General features: G+C 50.5%; 21 protein-coding genes. 4 read left to right on the forward strand and 17 right to left on the reverse strand.

The annotated features are described in order from the left end of the window. Nucleotides 1-93: 93 nt before the first annotated feature. The 12 genes from EC843_RS07555 to EC843_RS07610 form a co-directional block, all read right to left on the reverse strand. Nucleotides 94-2,748, reverse strand: coding sequence for an alpha-L-rhamnosidase (locus EC843_RS07555; protein WP_133521997.1), 2,655 nt, complete (start codon nt 2,746-2,748; stop codon nt 94-96). A gap of 42 nt (nt 2,749-2,790) precedes the next feature. Further along, the gene (locus tag EC843_RS07560) at nt 2,791-4,095 is read right to left on the reverse strand and encodes an MFS transporter (RefSeq protein ID WP_133521998.1); all 1,305 of its coding nucleotides are present in this window, start codon (nt 4,093-4,095) and stop codon (nt 2,791-2,793) included. Between the two features lie 94 nt (nt 4,096-4,189). Further along, complete coding sequence (locus tag EC843_RS07565) at nt 4,190-5,047, reverse strand: helix-turn-helix domain-containing protein (protein WP_064544583.1); 858 nt, start codon at nt 5,045-5,047, stop codon at nt 4,190-4,192. A gap of 203 nt (nt 5,048-5,250) precedes the next feature. Beyond that, the gene (gene cysM, locus EC843_RS07570; protein WP_133521999.1) at nt 5,251-6,162 is read right to left on the reverse strand and encodes a cysteine synthase CysM; all 912 of its coding nucleotides are present in this window, start codon (nt 6,160-6,162) and stop codon (nt 5,251-5,253) included. 71 nt (nt 6,163-6,233) lie between these two features. Then, on the reverse strand, nt 6,234-7,334 hold the full coding sequence (gene cysA / locus EC843_RS07575; RefSeq protein ID WP_064544579.1) for a sulfate/thiosulfate ABC transporter ATP-binding protein CysA: 1,101 nt from the start codon (nt 7,332-7,334) through the stop codon (nt 6,234-6,236). Next, entirely contained in the window at nt 7,324-8,199 is an 876-nt protein-coding gene (gene cysW, locus EC843_RS07580; RefSeq protein ID WP_064544576.1) for a sulfate/thiosulfate ABC transporter permease CysW, read from the reverse strand. The genes cysA and cysW overlap by 11 nt, the downstream gene beginning before the upstream one ends. Then, nucleotides 8,199-9,032 (reverse strand): sulfate/thiosulfate ABC transporter permease CysT, encoded by an 834-nt coding sequence (cysT, locus tag EC843_RS07585; protein WP_064544574.1) that lies wholly within the window; start codon nt 9,030-9,032, stop codon nt 8,199-8,201. Before cysT ends, cysW begins: the two co-directional genes overlap by 1 nt. Then, nucleotides 9,032-10,048 (reverse strand): sulfate ABC transporter substrate-binding protein, encoded by a 1,017-nt coding sequence (locus EC843_RS07590; RefSeq protein WP_133522000.1) that lies wholly within the window; start codon nt 10,046-10,048, stop codon nt 9,032-9,034. Before EC843_RS07590 ends, cysT begins: the two co-directional genes overlap by 1 nt. A 212-nt stretch (nt 10,049-10,260) precedes the next feature. Next, nucleotides 10,261-11,160, reverse strand: coding sequence for a Dyp-type peroxidase (locus EC843_RS07595; protein WP_121815127.1), 900 nt, complete (start codon nt 11,158-11,160; stop codon nt 10,261-10,263). 103 nt (nt 11,161-11,263) lie between these two features. Continuing rightward, nucleotides 11,264-11,839, reverse strand: coding sequence for an RpoE-regulated lipoprotein (locus tag EC843_RS07600; protein WP_064544568.1), 576 nt, complete (start codon nt 11,837-11,839; stop codon nt 11,264-11,266). A 64-nt stretch (nt 11,840-11,903) separates the two neighbouring features. Further along, nucleotides 11,904-12,350: a DUF2919 domain-containing protein gene (locus tag EC843_RS07605; protein ID WP_133522001.1), complete on the reverse strand. Its 447-nt coding sequence runs from the start codon at nt 12,348-12,350 to the stop codon at nt 11,904-11,906. After that, the gene (locus EC843_RS07610) at nt 12,350-12,775 is read right to left on the reverse strand and encodes a GNAT family acetyltransferase (protein WP_064544564.1); all 426 of its coding nucleotides are present in this window, start codon (nt 12,773-12,775) and stop codon (nt 12,350-12,352) included. The genes EC843_RS07605 and EC843_RS07610 overlap by 1 nt, the downstream gene beginning before the upstream one ends. 196 nt (nt 12,776-12,971) lie before the next feature. Here EC843_RS07610 and amiA point away from each other — a divergent pair, with 196 nt between their 5' ends. Together amiA and hemF are read left to right on the forward strand one after the other, a co-directional pair. Then, complete coding sequence (gene amiA / locus EC843_RS07615; protein WP_064544604.1) at nt 12,972-13,844, forward strand: N-acetylmuramoyl-L-alanine amidase AmiA; 873 nt, start codon at nt 12,972-12,974, stop codon at nt 13,842-13,844. A gap of 5 nt (nt 13,845-13,849) precedes the next feature. Next, on the forward strand, nt 13,850-14,755 hold the full coding sequence (hemF, locus tag EC843_RS07620; protein WP_064544603.1) for an oxygen-dependent coproporphyrinogen oxidase: 906 nt from the start codon (nt 13,850-13,852) through the stop codon (nt 14,753-14,755). A gap of 55 nt (nt 14,756-14,810) precedes the next feature. Here hemF and maeB read toward each other — a convergent pair whose 3' ends face one another. Continuing rightward, nucleotides 14,811-17,090: an NADP-dependent oxaloacetate-decarboxylating malate dehydrogenase gene (maeB, locus tag EC843_RS07625; RefSeq protein WP_064544563.1), complete on the reverse strand. Its 2,280-nt coding sequence runs from the start codon at nt 17,088-17,090 to the stop codon at nt 14,811-14,813. Nucleotides 17,091-17,359: 269 nt separating this feature from the next. Between maeB and tal the strand changes: the two genes are divergently transcribed. Then, entirely contained in the window at nt 17,360-18,310 is a 951-nt protein-coding gene (gene tal / locus EC843_RS07630; RefSeq protein WP_064544560.1) for a transaldolase, read from the forward strand. A 21-nt stretch (nt 18,311-18,331) separates the two neighbouring features. Beyond that, a complete protein-coding gene (gene tkt / locus EC843_RS07635) occupies nt 18,332-20,329 on the forward strand; it encodes a transketolase (RefSeq protein WP_133522002.1) in 1,998 nt (665 codons plus the stop codon). Nucleotides 20,330-20,430: 101 nt separating this feature from the next. Here the strand turns inward: tkt and EC843_RS07640 are convergent, their stop codons facing one another. The 4 genes from EC843_RS07640 to napB form a co-directional block, all read right to left on the reverse strand. Further along, nucleotides 20,431-21,474: a DUF1176 domain-containing protein gene (locus EC843_RS07640; RefSeq protein ID WP_064544557.1), complete on the reverse strand. Its 1,044-nt coding sequence runs from the start codon at nt 21,472-21,474 to the stop codon at nt 20,431-20,433. Between the two features lie 146 nt (nt 21,475-21,620). Beyond that, entirely contained in the window at nt 21,621-22,196 is a 576-nt protein-coding gene (gene nudK, locus EC843_RS07645; protein WP_064544556.1) for a GDP-mannose pyrophosphatase NudK, read from the reverse strand. Between the two features lie 162 nt (nt 22,197-22,358). Beyond that, complete coding sequence (napC, locus tag EC843_RS07650; protein WP_064544554.1) at nt 22,359-22,961, reverse strand: cytochrome c-type protein NapC; 603 nt, start codon at nt 22,959-22,961, stop codon at nt 22,359-22,361. Between the two features lie 8 nt (nt 22,962-22,969). Beyond that, nucleotides 22,970-23,407 carry a nitrate reductase cytochrome c-type subunit gene (gene napB / locus EC843_RS07655; RefSeq protein ID WP_133522003.1) on the reverse strand — a complete coding sequence of 146 codons (438 nt, stop codon included), beginning with the start codon at nt 23,405-23,407 and terminating at the stop codon, nt 22,970-22,972. Between the last annotated feature and the right edge of the window lie 8 nt (nt 23,408-23,415).

The raw sequence follows: 23,415 nt of genomic DNA on the forward strand, positions 1-23,415 counted from the left end.
TTATTAGATACAGGATTAACCGTCCTGTATCTAAAGAAAAAAACCGGGAATGTCAGCATTCCCGGTTTTTTTTCGTCTGTCGCTAATTCGATTCTATGCGCGCAGATATTCGACTGTGTAATTCCCCGATCCTACGTTGGCAACCCCGCTGGTTCCCTGCTGTTTGAAGTCCACGTCCTGAGCTGAAAGCAGTTCTCCCAGGCTCGAAAGTTTGATGGTGGCATGCGTGTTATGCGGCACCGTAACATTTAGCGTCACTCTTTCATCCAGTACCTTCCAGCTCACGGCGATTTCGCCATAGATGGACTGATAACTCGCATCAACAAAAGATAAACCACCACCGATAGTCGGCTCGATAATCACATGCTTAAAGCCCGGCTCATCGGCGTCAGCCTCAATCCCCGCTACAGAGCGATATAGCCACTCCCCCACCGCGCCATACGCGTAATGGTTAAACGAGTTCATATCTGCGCTCCACATTGTGCCATCGGGTTTCAGGCCATCCCAGTGCTCCCAAATGGTCGTCGCCCCAGCTTTTACTTGATATAACCAGGAAGGGAAATCCTCTTTTAGCAACAGCTCCCACGCCTCTTTTTCTCGCCCATTCTGGCTTAGTGCATGGCAAAAATAAGGTGTCCCGACAAAACCCGTCACCAAATGCCCATCATGTTCACGCAGCAGTTCAACCAGCGTATTCACCGTTCGTTCGCGGAACGGTTCCGGCACCAGGTTAAAATAGAGCGCCAGAATATGCGCAGTCTGGGTTCTCGCCGCCAGCCTGCCTGATGGCGTGAAAAATTCATCCTGAAAACGCTGGACGATTTGCTGGTGCAAGGCACTGTAGCGCTCAAAATCTTCTGTTCGATTCAACGCTTTGGCAGCCCGGCTGAATAACTCGGTTGAATGGGCAAAATAGGCCGTGCAGACAAGGTCCGTCGGCGTCGCGCCAAAATAGCTCCCTTCTTTGGCATCCAGCGCCACCCAATCGCCAAATTGCAATTTATAGCGCCATATCAGGTTCTCTGAATGAGTAAGCATGAAATCCACCCAGCCTTTCATGCTCTGATACTGGTTTTCCAGAATCCGCGTGTCGCCGTACATCAGGTACATCGTCCACGGATTAATCACCGCAGCATCCGCCCATGCCGCCGCAGAGTGCGTCCCACCTGCGGCCAGGTTGATATCATTCGCGCAATGCCCGGTGAGGATATCAGGTACCACATGCGGTACGCCGCCTTCTGGCGTCTGGTCATGTCTCAGATCCCTGAGCCATTTAGCGAAGAAGTTACGCGTGTGCATCAGATAGCTGGCAGTACGGCAAAATATCTGCGCATCACCGGTCCACCCCAGCCGTTCATCACGCTGCGGGCAGTCGGTTGGGACATCAACAAAATTGCCTTTTAATCCCCACAAAATATTGTGGTGTAGCTGGTTTAAGTCTTCATTTGAGCAGTTGAAATGCCCGGTATGTGCCATGTCAGAATGGAGTACCAGCGCTCTGAAATTCTCAGGCAATATCTTGCCAGGGTAGCTTTCGACTTTAACGTAACGGAACCCCTGGTAAGTAAACTGAGGATGATAGACCTCCTCCGCATCGCCTTTTAACACATACTCCACGCGCTGTTTCGCAGAACGCAGATTATCCAGATAGACATTGCCCTCAGCATCCAATGTCTCGAAATGGCGCAAGATAACTTTGTCACCGAGCTTGCCACTCACTTTAAATTCGACCCAGCCACTGAGATTTTGCCCAAAGTCGATAACCGTATCGCCTTGCGCAGTAGTGATAATGGCAACCGGCTCAAGTGCAGATATTTTTTCCACCTTGCAGGCACTCTGCGCGGTAAGCACTTTTTTATCATAAGGAATAAGGCTGACAGGCCGCCAGTAAGAGGCATCATAACCGGTATTATTCCAGCCTTCCCGCTCAAGGCTTGCGTCGCAAATTTCACCGTCATAGATTTCCGAGAACAGAATTGGTGAATCTTCCCCATACCAGGAATCATCTGTCACGACAATCTGCTGGGTTCCATCCAGGTAGTGAATGACTAACTGGCAGATCAGTGCGGTTTGTTCACCATAATAATTTCTGTCACGGGTAAAACCCATATCGCCTTTAAACCAGCCCGCCGCTAGCTCCGCGCCAATAACGTTATCGTCACGCTGGAGTTGCTCACTCAAATCATAAGTTTGATAAAGCAGATGGTGATGATAGCTAGTCCAGCCTGGCGTCAGCACATCATCACCGACTTTTTGACCATTGAGATAGAACTGATAAAGCCCTAATGCGGAGACATGTAAATAAGCAGAAGCAACTGCACTGCCTTTATTGAGTGAAAATGGTTTTCTCACTAATGTGACTTTAGAATTATCTTTATCAGCGGAATTCTCAGCAGAAATAAAATCACCTGACCACGGGGTATCCATCATCCCGGTAATAAACTCAGCGACTGCACTCCACGGGCTTTCCTCTCCGTGGTTATCGTTAATTCTCACCCGTACAAAATAACGCGTTGAAGGATGCAGCAAAATGTCATTAATATTAACATTCGCCGAAGCATCACTATTTATCAATCCACTATCAAATAAAATAACGTCGAAATATTTATCATGACTAACCTGTAACTGATAGCAAATTTGCTTAACACTCTGTTGATCACTGGCAATTTCCCAACCGATAACCGGAAAGTTATCGACTCCCGATAAAGACAATTCATAGTCAAGCGTGATCTTTTTTACTGATAGCATAATGATATGCTCCTTAGATTACTGAATATTTATACGAGATAATTATTTTGTCTGAATGGCCTCTACGGGCAAGGTCGATGCTGTAATCTGTTTCTCGGTAATCATTTCTCCTTCGCTGGAGAATTCATTACGTTGTTGGCGATGGAAACACAACCAGCCTATAAACATGCCTAATGCAACAATCGAAGTCAGAATGGTGTACAACGCCACCGGTCCGGCATCGAGTAATACCGGTGTGACAAAAGCTAATAAAGCACATGATAAACGAGCGACACCCACAATCGCGCCCTGCGCCGTTGAACGTAACATGGTCGGGAATGACTCTTGCGACCATACTTTCATAATTCCTTCAAAAGCCATACCGCTACCGGTAGCCGTAAATAAAAGGAAGCAGAACCATGATAACTGAGAGAAATTAAGCAACACCGGCATCAAGAAACCACCGGCAAAAAAGAATGCGCCAATAATAAACACCAGCATCCTTTTTGAGGTATCGACCATCTTCATAAATAACAAACCGGACAACACGCCCACCGGCATTAACAACAGGTTCCAGAGAGAATTTTCTTCAACCGTAATACCAACCACATTCACCGCGACATAAGTCCCGAATTGCCCACCGGTATTTGCCGCCAGATTGACCAGCGTATAAAAAAAGCATAATGCGACAAACGGCCATAAGTACTTCCCATGCAGCAAATCTTTAAACGATGACTTTTGTGCGCGAACGGTTGTCGCACCTCGACGGTTCTCATCACGAGCAACCAGCCACATCGGTGATTCAGGAATAGTCCAACGCAACAGCAGTAATACGGCGGCGACAATACCGACATGGAGATACATAATTTGTGCCCCCAATTGCCCCCAACCCCCAACAACGGCTGAAACTCCCATCGTGGTACTGATGCCCACCAGCCAAAGAAGATTGGATAAGCCGATTATCTTGCCGCGGTTGTTATCGTTGGCAGCCTCTGCAATGGTTGCTAAAGAAACCGGTAAATCGGCACCTGTCGCCAGACCAACAAACATTGTCCCAGCCAGCAACACGACAAAGACTTCACCGAATGCCAACATCAGCGACCCCAGAACAATCATTGCCATGGTGGCAATAAACACTTTGCGCCTGCCAAGGCGATCCCCCAGCCTGCCACCTAAAAATGCCCCGATAGCAATACATAGCGTTAACACGCCTGAAAGGACACCGATATCAGCAGAAGTAATACCAATAGCCTTCTGATAAATAACTAAAGCGGTACCATTGGAAACTATAGCGGCCGAGTCGATATAAGAAGCCATCCCTGAAACCACCCCAACATACCAGGGGTTAGTTACTTTCAATTTGCCCATATTATTTACTCCATTAAATTATGACTTACATCATGTGTTACTTCTTCCCATGAAAATAAAAACACATTCGTATAAAGGATTAATACAATGATATTTATGACTCTGCTATTGAAAAACTTAGATGTCTTTCTTGTGTAGGGGTGCGGGAAAATCTCTTCTTATAAACATCAGTCAATCGAGAGGCATTAACATATCCACAAAATAAGGCAACATCTCTTATTGGCCAGTCAGTCGTGCGTAACAGTTCCTGAGCTTTTAACAGGCAACAAATTTGCTGAAATTTCTCAGGCGTGGTACCTGTGATCTGTTTAAAAAAACGAAACATCGTGCGTTTAGCCATGCCACACTCATCACATAGATTGCTCCAGTTAATGTTCTTCGCGTAATTTTGCCGCACATAATTAATAATTTTTTGTCCGCTATTCTCTATGCTTCGATTTCTTTCACCTTTGCGCGCAATGCAACGGCACAACAAAGAAATTATTTCCAGAATAACCGCCTCTGTTGTCGAGAAGTAAATCGCATCAAAAGGATCATCACGCCTCGCCGTGACCCCATCGGTTAACAATACGATTTTATCCAGTTCACTTTCGGTTAAAGAGAGAAACTCTCTCGATGGAGGACGGATACTTTCCCTTACTACATCAAGCAATACATCAATATTATGTATAAAACTAAAATGCCGGTCTTTATGAAACAGAAGATTAATCAAAGAAAGATTATTGGTCGACTCGTAGTAGTGCGTGTCATTTGCAGAAACAAAAAAGAAGTCTCCCGCATAAACCAACTCCACCTGATCATTAATAATATGAAAACCACTACCACCGCGAACAATAACCAGCTCATCAAAATCATGACCATGAACATCCGCCACCTCCTGATTATTCAACATGAATAAACAGAAAGCGTGTGCCTGTGAGAGAAAAAAGTCCTCTGGTTGTTTAATTTCCATCTATTCACCTGCCAATTATTTATTACATCGTGGTGATAGAGATATTAGAGCTTAATATTAATGACAAGTCATTATAGTGAAATGGCACTACAGCGTAAGTCGCCGTGACATTACTATCATTTTTGCCGATTAACTCAGCATCGGGAGGATAACTGCGAGGGGAAAAGGTTTTGCAGAGCGTTATCTACAAAACCATTTTGAACTTAGATGCCGGAACCTTGCGAATAACTCTCTTCGCCAAAAACGCCGGTTGATAAATAGCGGTCGCCACGATCGCAGATAATTGCCACCACCACAGAACCAGGGTTTGCCTGCGCTACACGCATCGCGCCAGCAACTGCACCGCCAGAACTCACACCGCAGAAAATCCCCTCTTCACGCGCAAGTTTTCGCATGGTTCGCTCGGCTTCGACTTGTGACATATCCATCACCTCATCAACCAGGCTGGAATTGAAAATCTTCGGTAGCCACTCTTCAGGCCAGCGGCGGATCCCCGGAATGCTGCTGCCATCTTCCGGCTGGAGGCCAACAATTTTGACCGGTTTTTCTTGCTCACGCATAAACTGGCTGACACCGGTAACTGTGCCGGTGGTTCCCATGCTGGAAACGAAGTGTGTGATTCGCCCTTGCGTCTGGTTCCAGATTTCTGGCCCGGTGGTGCTGTAGTGCGCATAAGGATTATCGGGATTATTGAACTGGTCGAGAACTTTGCCCTCACCACGCTCATCCATCAAACGCGCCAGTTCGCGCGCGCCTTCCATGCCCTGCTCTTTGGTCACCAGAATCAACTCGGCACCATAAGCCTGCATCGCCGCTTTGCGTTCCATACTCATGTTGTCCGGCATCAACAGTTTCATGCGGTAGCCTTTCAGGGCAGCAATCATCGCCAGCGCAATTCCGGTATTCCCGCTTGTCGCTTCTATGAGCGTATCTCCAGGCGCGATTTCACCGCGAGCTTCAGCGCGCACAATCATCGAGAGTGCCGCTCGGTCTTTTACCGAACCTGCCGGATTATTGCCTTCAAGCTTGACCCAAATTTCACTGCCATTATCAAGGCCAGTGCGTTGTAATTTAACCAGAGGCGTATTGCCAATTGTGCTTTCTAAGGTGTTCACTTGCCTGTCCAAAAAATAAGAAAAGCGGCCACGTGGGCCGCCTTTGCGTGTCGTGTTGTGCGGTAAACTTATCAGGCAGTCTGCGCCAGGTCTACCTGGTCATTAAAAACGCGCTGGATTCGATTCTTCCCTTCATACAAACGTGCATGTTGCAGGCCAACGAACAGACGTTCGCCGCGCACCGGAACATGGTTTTCACGCAAAACCACGGTTAACGGTTCGTCGTACCAGCCCAGTGGCTGAACCACCAACTGCATGTAATGCCCACGCGGGCTGATTTCCAGCACCTGCACCGGCAGCGGTGAATCCAGATTAGTACGGCGGCTAACGTCTACTTCCCACGGGCGTAAGAACAAATCCACCGCGCCCTGATAAGCAGGCGTAAATCCAAGCGGCCAGCGGTGCGCACCAACATGGAACTGGCTGCCGCGAATGGTGCCTTTCATGCGATTCACTTCACCGAGGAATTCCAGCACGAAGCGAGTCGCAGGTTCACGCCATACCGCTTCCGGTGTATCAACCTGTTCGATATTCCCCTGGCTCATCACTACCACGCGATCGGCGACTTCCATCGCTTCTTCCTGATCGTGGGTGACGAAGACGCTGGTGAATTTCAGCTCTTCATGCAGCTGGCGCAACCAGCGGCGTAACTCTTTACGCACCTGCGCATCCAACGCGCCAAACGGCTCATCAAGCAGCAGAATTTGCGGTTCAACCGCCAGCGCACGCGCCAGTGCCACACGCTGTTTCTGCCCTCCGGAAAGCTGTGCCGGGAAACGATCCGCCAGATGGGCTAACTGCACCATTTCCAGCAAACGCGTCACTTTCTGTTTGATAACCGCGGCTGAAGGACGCTCACGGCGTGGCAAAACCGTCAGACCAAAAGCGATGTTGTCGAACACGTTCATGTGGCGAAACAGCGCGTAATGCTGGAAGACAAAGCCCACTTTACGCTCACGCGCATGAATGCGGCTCACATCGGTGCCATGGAAACTAATGCGCCCGCTGTTCTGGTGCTCAAGCCCGGCGATAATACGCAGCAGCGTGGTTTTACCGGAGCCAGACGGCCCCAACAGCGCTACCATTTGACCCGAAGGGATATCAAGCGTGATATCGTTCAGCACCTGGGTGCGACCAAAAGATTTCTTAATATTGGTAATATCAATGCTCATGATTCCCCTCCTGTTGCAGGCGTTTTTCCTGGCTATTCAAACGCCACTGCACCGCACTCTTTAAGAACAACGTAACGATAGCCATCAGGGTCAATAACGCGGCGGCAGTAAACGAGCCGACGGTGTTGTAATCCTGCTGTAGCAATTCAATCTGTAACGGCAGCGAGAAAGTCTCACCACGAATAGAACCGGAAACCACCGACACGGCACCAAACTCGCCAATGGCGCGGGCGTTGGTTAACACCACGCCGTAAAGTAGCGCCCAGCGGATATTCGGTAACGTGACGCGTCTGAACATTTGCCAACCGGATGCGCCAAGCAAAATAGCCGCTTCATCTTCCTGGCTGCCCTGGCTTAACATCACCGGCACCAGTTCACGCACCACAAACGGGCAAGTGACAAAAATCGTCACCAATACCATGCCCGGCCAGGCGAACATAATCTGAATATTATGCGCATCCATAAAGCCAGCAAGCGGGCCGTTGGAGCCGTAAAACAGCAGATAAATCAGGCCTGCAACAACAGGCGAAACCGCAAATGGAATATCCAGCAGCGTCAGTAATAACTGGCGGCCAGGGAAATCAAAACGCGTCACCAGCCAGGCCAGCAAAATACCGAACACCAGATTCACCGGCACGGTAATCAACGCAATCATCACCGTCAGCCAGATGGCGTGTAGCATGTCCGGGTCAACAATATTTTGCAGCGCAGGCATCAACCCTTTCGAGAAAGCCTGCGCAAAAATAGACGCCACCGGCACCACCAGCAGTAAAAACGAAATCAGTACGCCGAGACCAATCAGCGTCCATTTTCCCCAGTTAAAACCGGTGCGGCGATAGCTTTTCAATTCAGTTACGTCCGTCATCAGTGACCTACCACGCGCCGACCAAAGCGACTTTGCAACGTGTTAATGGTGAACAGCAACAGCAGTGAAGCGGCCAGAATCACCGAAGCAATCGCGCTGGCTGCCGGGTAATCGAACTCCTGCAAACGCACGAAAATCATCAGCGATGTCACTTCGGTTTTCCAGGCGATGTTACCGGCGATGAAAATAACCGCGCCGAATTCGCCAAGGCTGCGCGTGAACGACAGCGCAACACCCGCCATCAGTGCCGGTGAAAGCTCGGGTAAAATCACGCGACGGAAACTCTGCCAGCGCGTTGCACCCAGGGTTTCAGCCGCTTCTTCATATTCAGGCCCCAGTTCTTCAAGCACTGGCTGAATGGTGCGTACCACAAACGGGATACTGGTAAACGCCATCGCAACGGCAATGCCCAGCCAAGTATAAGTCACTTTAATGCCGAACTGCGCCAGCCATTCGCCGTACCAGCCATTGACCGAAAACAGCCCCGCAAGGGTTAAACCCGCCACCGCCGTTGGCAAGGCAAACGGCAAATCCATTAACGCATCCAGCAGACTGCGGCCTGGAAACTGGTAGCGCGTTAAAATCCACGCCATCAGCATGCCGAAGAAACCGTTGAAGATGGAAGCCACGCCCGCTGACAGCAGCGTCACTTTATAAGCGGCAACCACCTGCGGGTTGGTAATCACTTCCCAATACTGCGCCAGCGTCATCTCAGAGAGTTGCATTACCAGCGCGCTGAGCGGCAGCAGTAAAATCAGGCAAACGAACAGCAAACTGGTGCCGAGACTTAAGGTAAAGCCTGGCAGCACCCGTTTGGAGGCAACAGCAAACATTACTCACGCCCCTTTCCGAGCAGCTTGTCGAACTCACCGCCGCTGGCAAAATGGGTTTTCATCGCTTCAGGCCAGCCGCCGAATTCATCTTCCACGCGGAATAGCTCGGTCTGCGGGAATTTATCTTTCAGCTTCGCCATCACTTCCGGGTTATTCACGCGGTAGTAATAATCCGTGATGATGATTTGCGCCGCCGGGCTGTACAAGAAGTTCAGATACTCTTTGGCGGCTTTTTCAGTGCCGTTGGCTTTAACGTTTTTATCCACCCACGCCACCGGGAATTCAGCCAGAATATTGACCTTTGGGACGATCACTTCGTAGCCGTCTTTTTCGTATTGCTTACTGATGTTATTCACTTCAGATTCAAAGCTAATCAGCACGTCACCCAAACCACGCTCAACAAAAGTGGTGGTTGCGCCACGGCCGCCGGTATCAAACACTTCAACGTTTTTCAGGAACTGCGTCATGTACTGTTCGGTTTTGGCTTTATCGCCACCGCCCGCTTTGTTCGCCGCACCCCACGCGCCTAACCAGGTGTAACGCGCGTTACCGGAAGTTTTTGGATTAGGGAAAATCAGCTTCACGTCCGGGCGAACCAAATCGCTCCAGTCGTGGATGTTTTTTGGGTTACCTTTGCGCACCAGGAATGCCATGGTGGAGTAGAAAGGCGAGCTGTTGTTTGGCAAACGGGTCTGCCAGTCGGCTGGGATCAGGTTGCCTTTGTCATGCAGGATCTGCACATCTGAAACCTGGTTATAAGTTACAACGTCTGCTTTTAAACCCTGCAAAATCGCCAGCGCCTGTTTTGATGACCCGGCATGAGATTGTTTAATCACCAGCTTGTCACCGCTATTTTCCTGCGCCCACTGTTTTTCGAAGGCCGGATTCAGCGCGGCAAACAGCTCGCGAGACACATCATAAGAGCTGTTCAGCAGTTCTGTAGCATGGGCTGAACCTGCCAATAATGCAGAAACAACAAGCGCACTCCAGAGTTTTTTCACAGATGTATTGGCCATTGGGCACCCTTATAATTGTGGTAACGGTCATGCTTTATGGTTACCAGTGTATTTATAACGAGTGTCAAAGCTGTAACGGTTTTATATATCGTTTGGTGATTTGCAATAAGAAAGGGGTATAAGGTTTTTTTGCGGGGATTTGTCGGGCATAGCGAACGCTAACCCGACGGGTTGTAAGGTGGATAAGCGCAAGCACCATCCACCATTTAATTCTACAGGTTCAATAACTTATCTAATGACGGTGCGAAGTAATAACCGCCGGTCACTGGTCGGGTGAAACGCAACATGTCGTCACGCTTGCCGTCGGTTTCGCCAAACATGCTCAGCAATTGCTGCTCGATGTTATGCAAACGCGCGCAATAAGCGATGAAGTACAGGCCGTGAGCGCCGCTGGCGGTGCCGTATGGCAGGCTCTGGCGCACAATCTTCAGACCTTTACCGTTTTCTTTTAAATCGACACGGGTCAGATGCGACGTGACCGGGCGCTCGTCACCATCAATCTCTTCATTGGCTTCTTTGGTACGGCCAATGACCATTTCCTGGTCACTAATGCTCATGCGGTTGAGCTGCTTGAGATTGTGTTCCCAACGCTGCACCATCACATAACTGCCGCCGGCATCAATGCCATCGTTAATTACCGCGACTTCACGGCGCGTCCCTTCGCCTTGCGGGTTTTCAGTACCATCAACGAAACCACTGAGATCGCGTTCTTCAATCCAACGGAAGCCGTGGATCTCTTCTTCAATTTTCAGCGCGTCGCCAAATGCCGCCAGTGCCGCTTGCGCCACAGAGAAATTCACATCGTGGCGTAAAGAAAGAATGTGGATCATCACATCGTGCTGGGTCGCTGGTGCCAGGCCTTTGCCTAACGGCGTGAAGTTTTTCAGCTCGCTTGCACCCACGCCGCCACTTAAATCGCGCCACAGGTCATGACCAAATGCCACTACCGCGCCTAAATTGGCTTCCGGGAATTTATCCTGCAAAGCACTCAGTGACTGATTGAAGGTTTTGCAGCCCTGACGAATGGCATCGAAATCGCCCTGAAAACTCGCTTCCAGCCAAACAGCGGCGCGACAATGTTCTGGCAGAATGCCAGTTTGAACACGAGACATGAATCCTCCTAAATGAACACGCCACTCTACGTGGCGTTTATTCCCTGATGATACCCAATCGCGGCGGCGCCTTCTTGAGAAGACGCAAACCCAGGGTTAATTTTTATCGACGCCAGATAATTTTACTGATTTTCCAGTTTTTGAGCGTGTCGTCAGATGGCATCAACTCCGGCGCACCATGCCATTCGCCGCTAAACAGATAGCTAATATGCTGGCTGTTAGGTGCTTTGCACTCAACGCCATCGCTGTCGTCACCGGTCGCTTTGACACACGAACCAAATGCTTTGTCATAAAGAGTGCTAAAGGTGGTGCCAATTTTAACGCCACTATCGGTTTCAATATCGCTATCCAGCACATCGACACGACTGACCGTACCTTTTTCGCCGTTAACGACAACCATCACCGTTCTGTCAGTCATGGCTTCATAGAAGCGCACAATCTCGCCGTTATCGGTTTTCATGCCGCTGCGCAAACGGTAGTTATCGTTCAATGCACTGCTAACGGCTTTTTCATCCATTGGTGTGCTGGCAGTGATTTCACCCACACCTTGCTCACTCACTTCAAGCGACGAACCGAACCAGTTCATTGGATTTGCCGCAGACCAGTTGACCGAAGACAGCGTCGAGCACCCACTTAAAACCAGTGGCAATCCTATTAGCATCAGGCGCAGTGTTTTCATCAGAAATTCCTTTATTAAGCATGGGGACGCGTTTTGGAGTACAAACTTTCCCAAAAGTGCCAGGTTAATCACGGCTAAGGGTGAAGTAATCGCGTAAACGTTGGCTGCTACACAGCCACCACAAGGCAAAGATATCGGCTATCAGCAGCGATAAAGTCACAGCGGTTAACTCTTCGCCTTGCCATAAAAGCAGCAGTTGCCAGGCCAGAACGATACCCTGCGCGGCAACTAAAACCCAGCGCCAAATCGCCCATAACCGAGGGTACAAATGGCGACGGCCGCTAATCATGAATGCCAGCGCGGCGGGGATACCGGGCAATAATCCAAACCAAAAAGTATCGCGGTCAGGATAGAACACACTGAGGATGGCATCGCCCTGCTGGCGGGACGCCGCTGCAAGCACCAACACAAACCAGGTTCGTGCCTGCAGCAGGAGAATACACCAAAACAAAATGGGTGTTTTCAGATTACCGTGAGTATCGTAATCCGACGGTGGATACAGCTCAGGCATTAATATTCCTGGTCTTCAATCAGCCGTTTGCCGAGTAGCATCACATCCTGCTGCTCGTACTCGAGCCGCTCATACATGCCAATCACCAGGTCGTTTTCTTCACGCACCATGATTTGAATTTTTGGGCAACCGCGGGCAATCAGCTTTTTTTCCAGCCGACTGAGCAGCGCATTGGCGATGCCGCGACCACGAAATTCTGGGTGCACGCCGAGGTAATAAGCGGAGCCACGGTGGCCGTCATAGCCGCCCATTAATGAGCCAACTACTTCGCCACCCACTTCCGCGACTAAGAACAGATCCGCGTCATGATTAAGTTTGCGCTCAATATCCATTTCAGGATCGTTCCACGGACGCAGTAAGTCGCAACGTTCCCAAAGCGTAATGACTTCTTCGAAATCATCCTGGCGAAAAACACGTATTTCCATGGGATCAGCCACCTGAAAGTCTAAAAGCCTGATTATGGCTTTAAGTTTCCGTTTAGCCAATAAGCAGCGAAAAAATGGCATACTAGCCACTCATTCATTTTTCGAAATAAAAATTCCGGAAAATGCTTGTCGTTTACCCTTTGCCGATACGCTATAAATGCCTATCAGCAATTTTGAAGATAAAAAAACTCGCCGTATGAGCAAAATTAAATCACTGACGCATTTGACTACTCGCCGCCAGCTACTGCTGACTGGTTTGGCTGCCTTAACCTTAACAGGCGTAAATAAGGCTTTGGCCAGTTCCGAAGCTAAACCCCTTAAAACCACCACTAACCACAGCAAACCGACGAAAAAATCTGGCGCTCGCCGGGTGGTGATGCTCGACCCTGGTCACGGCGGTATTGATACCGGCGCGATTGGTCATAATGGTTCCAAAGAGAAACATGTGGTACTGGCCATTGCTAAAAATGTGAGAAACATTTTAAAAAGTAATGGGATAGAGGCCAAACTCACACGTACCAGCGATGAATTTATTCCGCTATACGATCGCGTTGAAATCGCCCATAAACACGGTGCCGATCTCTTTATGTCGATTCATGCCGATGGATTTACCAACCCATCCGCAGCCGGTGCGTCGGTGTTTGCCCTTTCCAATCGTGGCGCCAGTAGTGCGATGGCAAAATACCTTTCTGATAAAGAAAACGCCGCCGATGACGTCGCGGGCAGCAAAGTGAAACACAAAGATCAGTATTTACAGCAGGTTCTGTTCGATTTGGTTCAAACCGATACCATCAAAAACAGCCTGACACTCGGCTCACATATCCTCAAACAGATAAAGCCAGTGCACAAACTGCACAGCCGTAATACGGAACAAGCGGCGTTTGTGGTCCTGAAATCACCGTCGATCCCGTCAGTACTGGTCGAAACCTCCTTCATCACTAATCCCGGTGAAGAGAAACTGCTTGGCACGACCGCGTTCCGCCAAAAAATTGCTAATGCCATTGCCTCTGGCGTCATTAGCTACTTCCATTGGTTTGATAACCAAAAAGCTCACAGCAAAAAACGTTGATGCCTATGAACACGCCTGATATTCACGCCGTAAAACAATTCCTGCTGCAATTGCAGGACACCATCTGCCAACAACTCAGCGCCGTTGATGGTGCCTCATTTGAAGAAGATAGCTGGCAGCGCGAAGGTGGCGGCGGTGGGCGCAGTCGGGTGTTACGTGGCGGGGGTATTTTTGAGCAAGCGGGAGTTAACTTCTCTCACGTTCATGGTGATGCCATGCCTGCATCAGCCACCGCACATCGTCCGGAACTTGCCGGACGCAGTTTTGAAGCAATGGGCGTGTCGCTGGTAGTGCATCCGCTCAACCCGTACATTCCCACCAGCCACGCCAATGTGCGTTTTTTCATCGCAGAAAAACCGGGCTGTGAACCGGTGTGGTGGTTCGGCGGTGGTTTTGACTTAACGCCGTTTTACGGTTTTGAAGAAGATGCCGTTCACTGGCATAAAACTGCGCACGACCTGTGCCAACCGTTTGGCGATGACGTATTCCCGCGTTACAAAAAGTGGTGCGACGATTACTTCTTTATTAAGCATCGCAACGAACAGCGCGGTATTGGCGGCTTGTTCTTTGACGATCTCAACACGCCTGATTTTGCGCATTGCTTTAGCTTTATGCAGGCAGTGGGCAACGGTTATCTGGATGCGTATTTGCCAATTGTCGAGCGACGCAAAGCGTTGCCGTGGGGCGAGCGTGAGCGCGACTTCCAGCTTTATCGTCGTGGCCGTTATGTCGAGTTTAATCTGGTGTGGGATCGTGGCACGTTATTTGGTTTGCAGACCGGCGGGCGTACAGAGTCGATTTTAATGTCGATGCCACCACTGGTGCGTTGGGAATATAACTATCAGCCAGAAGAAGGCAGCCCGGAGGCTGCCTTGTATCGTGATTTCTTGCCGGTTAAAGATTGGGTCTAACCCTGTTGTCGGATGACGCTTACGCTTATCCGACCTACAAGACTCCACCAAACAATCACAACGGAACGGTCTGCGCCTCAACTACCGCCAGCGCCACCATATTCACAATACGACGAACAGAAGCAATCGGCGTTAACACGTGCACCGGTTTCGCCACGCCCATCAGTACTGGCCCGACGGTCACCCCTTCGGAGCTTGAAACACGCAGTAAGTTGTAGCTAATGCGTGCCGCTTCCACGTTCGGCATGATCAGGATATTTGCTGAACCTTTCAGCGGGCTGTCTGGCATACGTTCGTTGCGAATGCTTTCCACCAACGCCGCATCACCGTGCATTTCGCCATCAATTTCCAGCTCTGGTGCACGAGCACGCACCATCTCCAGCGTCGCGCGCATTTTGCAGGCGGCTTTCGAATCGGAAGAACCGTAGTTGGAATGCGACAGCAGCGCAACTTTCGGTTCGATACCAAAGCGGCGCACCGTTTCTGCAGCCAGCAAAGTGATTTCGGTCAACTCTTCCGGCGATGGATCGTCATTGACGTAGGTGTCAGCAATAAAGGTGTTGCCGCTTGGCAGCAACAGCGCGTTCATCGCCCCCGCCGCTTTCACGCCTTCACGGTAGCCGAACAGCTTCTCAACCACACTAAAGTGCTCGTGATATTCACCGATGGTGCCACAAATCATCGCGTCAGCTTCACCACGATGCACCATGATAGCGCCGATCACCGTCGTGTTGCTGATCACCGCACGCTGCGCTTGTTCTTGCGTAATGCCGCGGCGTTTCATGATGTTGTAGTACTCGTTCCAGTACTCTTTGAAACGCGGATCGGATTCGTTATTCACGATTTCGAAGTCGACACCAGCGCGCATTTGCAGGCCCAGTTTCTTCAGACGCATTTCGATAACCGCCGGGCGGCCAATCAGAATCGGCTTCGCCAGGCCCAAGGTAATCAGTTCCTGAGTCGCATGCAGCACACGCGCTTCTTCACCTTCGGTCAGCACCACACGTTTCGGATCTTTACGCGCCTGCGAGAAGATCGGCTTCATAAACAGGTTAGTTTTGTAAACGAACTCGGTCAGTTTTTCGCGGTAAGCGTCGAAATCCTGAATTGGGCGCGTAGCCACACCGGTGTCCATTGCCGCTTTCGCTACCGCTGGTGCGATTTGCACGATTAGACGCGGGTCGAACGGTTTTGGAATCAGGTAATCCGGGCCGAAAGTCAGCTCTTCTTCGCCGTAAGCTGAAGCCACCACATCACTTTGCTCGGCATGTGCCAGCTCTGCAATGGCGTGAACTGCTGCCAGTTTCATCTCTTCGTTAATTGCCGTTGCACCAACATCCAGCGCGCCACGGAAGATGAACGGGAAGCACAGCACGTTGTTCACCTGGTTTGGGAAGTCAGAACGGCCGGTGCAGATAATCGCATCAGGGCGCACTTCTTTTGCCAACGGTGGAAGGATTTCCGGTTCAGGGTTCGCCAACGCCAGAATCAGTGGCGAACGCGCCATCTTCTTGACCATTTCCTGTGTCATGGCTTTCGGGCCAGAACAACCGAGGAAAATATCCGCACCTTCAATGACTTCAAGCAGCGTGCGCTTGCCGTTATCGTCCACCGCGTAGGCCGCTTTAGTTTCCGCCATGTTGGCTTCACGGCCTTTGTAGATAACGCCTTTCGAGTCGCAAACCACGATGTTGTGTTTCTGGATACCCAACTGAACCAGCAGGTTCATACAGGCAATCGCAGAAGCGCCCGCGCCAGAAACCACCAGGCGGACATCAGAAATATTCTTCTCAACTACGCGCAGGCCGTTAAGCACCGCAGCGGTACAAATGATGGCTGTGCCGTGCTGATCGTCATGGAACACAGGAATGTTCATGCGCTCACGCAGTTTTTTCTCGATGTAGAAACACTCTGGGGCTTTGATGTCTTCTAAGTTGATGCCACCAAAAGTAGGTTCGAGCGCTGCGATAACTTCAATCAGCTTATCCGGATCCATTTCATCGACTTCGATATCAAACACATCGATACCGGCAAATTTCTTGAACAGAACCCCCTTACCTTCCATCACCGGCTTGCCTGCCAGTGCGCCGATGTTGCCCAGACCCAGCACTGCGGTGCCGTTGGAAATCACGCCGACCAGGTTGCCACGTGCGGTGTATTTGTAGGCCGCAAGCGGGTCTTTTTCTATCTCAAGACAAGGTGCCGCCACGCCCGGGGAGTATGCCAATGCCAGGTCACGCTGAGTGGCGAGTGGTTTGGTTGGTGATACCTGAATTTTTCCGGGAGTTGGGAATTCATGAAAATCGAGGGCACTTTGCTTCAGTTGTTCATCCATTTCTTCGTTCCTTTCTTATTACTCTCAAGGGTCGGTAAGGACTTTGTAGGCCACGTAGTATCGCGCTTGCAGGCGCTCTAAACTTTGAACATAGCCATACTATCAGCAACGACTTATAAAAATGTTAGAAAACCAGAACTACTATGTTACCTGGCATTAACAACAATGCCATGCCTATCTGCTATGCTTTTTAGTTATGCCTTTGATGAATTTTCGTCACAAGCAACATGGAGCATGTAAGTAATATTCTGTATTTTAAGGAGATAGTCATGAGCCAGCTAGAGAGTATCAAGAAGTTCACCACCGTTGTTGCCGACAGCGGCGATATCGAATCTATCCGCCATTACCAGCCTATTGATGCAACTACCAACCCCTCGTTATTACTGAAAGCCGCAGGTTTAGCGCACTATCAAACGCTCATTGATGATGCCATTGCTTACGGTAAACAGCGCGGAGACACGCTAGAAGCGCAGGTTGTACAGGCCAGCGACAAACTGGCAGTTAATTTCGGCGCGGAAATACTTAAAAGCATTCCTGGCCGTGTTTCGACGGAAGTCGACGCCCGCCTCTCTTTCGATAAAGAAAAAAGCATCGCCAAAGCGCGCCATTTGATTGCGCTTTATGAAGAAATTGGCATTGATAAATCGAGAGTTCTTATCAAACTCGCTTCAACATGGGAAGGGATTCGTGCTGCCGAGGAACTGCAAAAAGAAGGTATCGACTGCAATCTGACGCTACTGTTCTCATTTGCCCAGGCGCGTGCCTGTGCCGAAGCGGGCGTATTCCTGATATCACCGTTCGTTGGCCGTATCTACGACTGGTATCAGGCTCGTAAACCGATGGACCCGTATGTGGTTGAAGAAGATCCAGGCGTCAAATCGGTGCGCAATATCTATGATTACTTTAAGCAGCATAACTACAACACCATTGTGATGGGCGCGAGTTTCCGCCGCACCGAGCAAATTCTGGCGTTGGTGGGCTGCGACCGCCTGACTATCGCCCCTAACCTGCTGCAACAATTGCAGGAAAGTGATGAACCGGTAGTGCGTAAATTGGTGCCGACTTCGCAAGGCTTCCGCCGTCCAGAACCGATTAGCGAAGCTGATTTCCGTTGGGAACATAATCAGGATCCAATGGCCGTCGAAAAACTCGCAGAAGGCATCCGCCTGTTCGCCATTGATCAACGCAAACTGGAAGATTTACTCGCCGCCAAACTTTGAACGACAACCACGGAGTGAAACATGTCATCTCGTAAAGAGCTTGCTAATGCCATTCGTGCCCTGAGTATGGACGCGGTACAAAAAGCCAATTCGGGCCACCCAGGTGCACCGATGGGGATGGCAGATATTGCCGAAGTGTTATGGAATGACTTCTTGCACCATAATCCGACGAACCCCACCTGGGCTGACCGGGACAGATTTATTCTCTCCAACGGTCACGCCTCGATGCTGCTCTACAGCCTGTTGCATCTGAGCGGGTATGACTTGCCGATGGAGGAATTAAAAAACTTCCGTCAGCTTCACTCCAAAACCCCTGGCCACCCGGAAATTGGCTATACGCCAGGCGTGGAAACCACCACCGGTCCACTTGGCCAGGGTCTCGCAAATGCCGTCGGCATGGCGATTGCTGAACGCACATTAGGGGCGCAATTCAACCGCCCCGACCATGAAATTGTCGATCACTTTACTTACGTTTTTATGGGTGATGGTTGCCTGATGGAAGGCATCTCCCATGAAGTTTGTTCGCTAGCAGGAACCCTCGGGCTGGGCAAACTGATTGGCTTCTACGATCACAACGGCATCTCAATTGACGGTGAAACCGAAGGCTGGTTTACCGACGATACCGCGAAACGCTTTGAGGCTTATCACTGGCATGTGGTGCACGAAATTGACGGTCACGACCCCGAAGCCCTGAAGAAAGCCATTCAGGAAGCGCAGAGTGTTAAAGATAAACCGTCGCTGATTATTTGCCGTACCGTCATCGGTTTTGGCTCACCCAATAAAGCCGGTAAGGAAGAAGCGCATGGCTCACCGCTTGGTGAGCAAGAAGTAGCGCTCGCCCGTAAACAACTGGGCTGGAACTATCCGGCGTTTGAAATCCCAAAAGAGATTTATCACGCCTGGGATGCCAAAGAAAAAGGCGAGCAAGCGCAAGCCGTATGGAATGATAAATTCACCGCTTACGCCACAGCTCATCCTGAACTGGCCGCTGAATTTAACCGCCGGATGCACGGAGACATGCCAGAAAACTGGCAGGAAACTACGCAGAACTTCATCGAAAAATTGCAGGCTAATCCGGAAAAAATTGCCACCCGTAAAGCCTCGCAAAACGCGCTCAACGCCTATGGCCCGAGTTTGCCAGAGTTGCTTGGCGGCTCTGCGGATTTGGCCCCAAGTAACCTGACCATCTGGAAAGAGTCCAAATCCATCAAAGAGGACATCGCCGGGAATTACATTCACTATGGCGTGCGCGAATTCGGTATGACCGCCATCGCCAACGGCATCGCCCACCATGGCGGTTTTGTGCCATATACCGCCACGTTCCTGATGTTTGTTGAATATGCGCGTAATGCTGCGCGTATGGCAGCACTGATGAAAGCGCGGCAAATTATGGTGTATACCCACGATTCGATTGGCCTGGGTGAAGATGGCCCAACTCACCAGGCAGTTGAGCAACTCGCCAGCCTGCGCATGACACCAAACTTCAGCACCTGGCGCCCATGCGACCAGGTGGAAGCCGCGGTGGCGTGGAAAACGGCAATCGAGCGGCATAACGGCCCGACAGCTCTGATTCTTTCACGCCAGAACCTTGCGCAAATGGAACGCACGCCAGAACAGGTCAACGCCATCAGCCGTGGGGGTTACATTCTCAAAGACAGTGGCGGTACGCCGGATGTGATTCTGATCGCGACAGGTTCAGAGATGGAAATTACGGTGCTGGCGGCAGATAAGCTGGCGGCTGAAGGCCATAAAGTGCGCGTAGTTTCACTGCCTTCCACCGATATTTTTGATGCGCAGGAAGAGGCGTATCGCGAGTCAGTGTTGCCTTCTGGAGTTGCTGCACGAGTGGCGGTGGAAGCGAGTATTGCGGATTATTGGTACAAGTATGTCGGCCTGAAAGGGGCGATTGTTGGCATGACCACTTACGGGGAATCGGCACCTGCCGATAAGCTGTTCCCGTTCTTTGGCTTTACCACCGAGAATGTGGTGGCGAAGGCGAAGAAGGTTTTAGGTGTCTGATTCGTTTACGCTCTTGTAGGGCGGATAAGCTTGCGTCATCCGCCGTTGTACTCCGGTGCAATTGGCGGATGACACTGCGTTTATCCGCCCTACAATAAATCTTACTTCGTCACCCACAACGTCGGCCACGACGGGCTAGCATTCCAGCCGTCACACGTCGGTTCCTCGGCATAACGCACCAGACGGAAACGTTGCCCGTCGAAACGCCAGCGCGTCGCGACTCCGCAGTCACCGATACCGCGCCCTTTCGCAAGCGTGGTCAGCTCTTTATTGGTTTCGTCGTATCCTGAATTCATCAGTTCAAGTTCGGTGTTACCGCTTGCTGGTGTGAAAGGCAGTTTTAGATGGATTTGCCGTGCAGCGAACGGCTTCTGGCGCGATACCACCCACGCGAGATCGACAATATTGTAAGCTCCGGCCTCACAACCAATCATCAGCAACGCTTTGTCGTCACTGACAGCAAACACGCGAACATCCCGACGCGCAGGATCTAACGAGCATTGGCTGCTATTGATGCGCCAGGATCCATAATCCATTAAGTCGCTGACTTCCACTTGCGTCAATGGCGTCGGTGTTGGGTTAGTCAGTTTGACGGCTTTTAGAGCGGGAGCGGGCGGGACACTCAATGGCGGATCGTCACCTTTTTTGACCCAGGCTGTTTCGCTACCGACGCGCTGTTGCTGGCTATCAATAAACAGCAACGACGCTTTTAGTCCGCTGAGCGAGATGTTTCCTTTCCCTTGTTTCAGGGTAATGGCATCCGCATTGCCGACTTTTTCGAGGAAACCATTTATCGCATCCGCATCACCGGTTTTGAGATGGTGGGGTGTTATCTGCCATTTTTCCGCATCCAACACCAGCAGCTCGCCATCCACTAACAGCTGTGAGGCAATCGGCAGCGCTGTCATGTCGGCAGTGGTCATATTGCCTAAATCGATTCTCAGCGTCGCGTCGGTATGCGCACCGGCACTGCGGGTCAGTGTCATGACCAGACCTTTATGCAGCCCAGAATTACGGGCTGAACAAAAATTTTGGTTGTTGCAGGTGACTTGCCAATCGGAAAACGATTTTTGTGCCGCTGCCGCAAAGGCAGAGTTCGCTATAAAGAATAAAAACAGTAACAGCGATGCTTTGCGCAGAAACATTGGCGACACGTATCCTGAGAAGACGAAGAGAAAAAATGGACAAAATGTGGCGATATCTTCGTCTGGTTAACGTTTGTGCTCAATCAGATTTATCGGATAGATATTGTTAAAAAAACCCATCCATAATCCATTGAATTTTAAACTCTTTAATCCATAAATCCGCGTAATTTCAGCTGTTGTAACAGAATGACTGTTTTTCCATCACGAATTTCACCTGTCGCGACCATTTCCATCGCTTGTTGGAAGGGAATTTCGAGCACATCGATATCTTCGTCATCAATCCCACCACCCGCATTTTCGCGTTGAGCGTCGCTGTATTCCGCCATGTAGAAATGGATTAACTCGGTGACACCGCCCGGCGACATATACAGCTCGAACAATTTTTCAACGTCCCCGACCTCGTAACCCGTTTCTTCGATGGCTTCTTTACGCGCACAAACTTCCGGTTCGTCGGCATCCAACAGCCCCGCGCAAGTTTCAATCAACATGCCGTCAGGGTTACCGTTGACCCACGTCGCGACGCGGAACTGGCGTGTCAGCACCACGGTTTTTTTATCGCGGTTATACAGCATCATAGTCGCGCCGTTACCCCGGTCATAGACTTCGCGTTTATGGCGAATCGCTTCGGAGTCGTTACGGTATAAATCGTAGGTGATATTGCGCAGGATGAAGTAATTATCTGAGAGGATTTTATCTTTGATGACTTCGATTTTAATCGACATACCGTCTCCACAGCGAGTTAGGGGAGCCGATAATCATAGGCTGCTAAGTGGGTAAGCGTCAATTTGATTACCCTCACCCCGGCCCTCTCCCACAGGAGAGGGAGAGAACCGAACCCGTTCCTTCTCCCTCAGGGAGAAGGTCAGGATGAGGGTGGTTACAGACTAAAAGCCATTTTTTACTTCGCTCATATCCGGGAGCTTATGCGCAATCCCCTTGTGGCAATCCACACAGGTTTGCCCATCTTTAACTGCTTTATCGTGCATTTTCGCCGCTACAGTTTTCTGCGCGGTGAAATCCATGTAGTCAAAGTTGTGGCAGTTGCGGCACTCTTGCGAGTTGTTGTCTTTCATCCTGCGCCACTCGTTTTGCGCCATCGCCAGACGATGGTCATTAAACTTTTGTGGCGTGTCGATTATGCCAAACGCTTTGGCATACAACTCTTTGCTGGCCTGAAGTTTACGGATAATTTTCGGCACCCACTCGTGCGGGACGTGGCAATCCGGGCAAGTGGCCCGCACGCCGCTACGGTTGTTGTAATGCACGGTCTGCATGTATTCCTCGTAGACGTTGGCGCGCATTTCATGGCAGCCGATACAAAATTCTTCGCGGTTAGTCATTTCCATGCCGGTGTTAAAACCGCCCCAGAAAATAATCCCACCAGCGAAGCCAATCAGCAGCAACGTGCCCAGAGCCAGGCGGCTCGGGCGACGCCACCACTGCCATATACGGCGGATGATGCCTGGTTTACCGGTTGATTTATCCATAATGGCCCCTAGTTTCCAAAGCCTTTAGACGGCGTGAAGGTGTTTTCCACAATCGGTGTCGCATCGGTTTGAGGAACATGACATTGCAGGCAGAAATAGCGGCGCGGTGCGACGTTCGAAAGCACTTTGCCATCGCTATCCATGAAGTGCGTCGGGCTGACACGCGGCGCTCCTGTGGCGCGGTAATGTTCAACGCCATGGCATTGCAGGCAACGGTTAGTGTTTTTGCTCACCTGATAACCGTCAACGCTATGCGGGATCATTGGCGGCTGGTTCACGTAGTTGAGCGCCATACGCCCCTGCTGTTTAGGCATTTTTACCGAACCTTCCGGCGTGCCTGAAACTTCAGGTGATGGTGTGAGATCGACGCTGTTCGCCGCCCACAATGCGCCACTCACCAGCAGCGTCAATGCCGCCATCCATTTGAATAACATTCTGTTTTTCATGATATCCC

The sequence above is a fragment of the Buttiauxella sp. JUb87 genome, assembly GCF_004361975.1.
GTDB classification, from domain to species: domain Bacteria; phylum Pseudomonadota; class Gammaproteobacteria; order Enterobacterales; family Enterobacteriaceae; genus Buttiauxella; species Buttiauxella ferragutiae.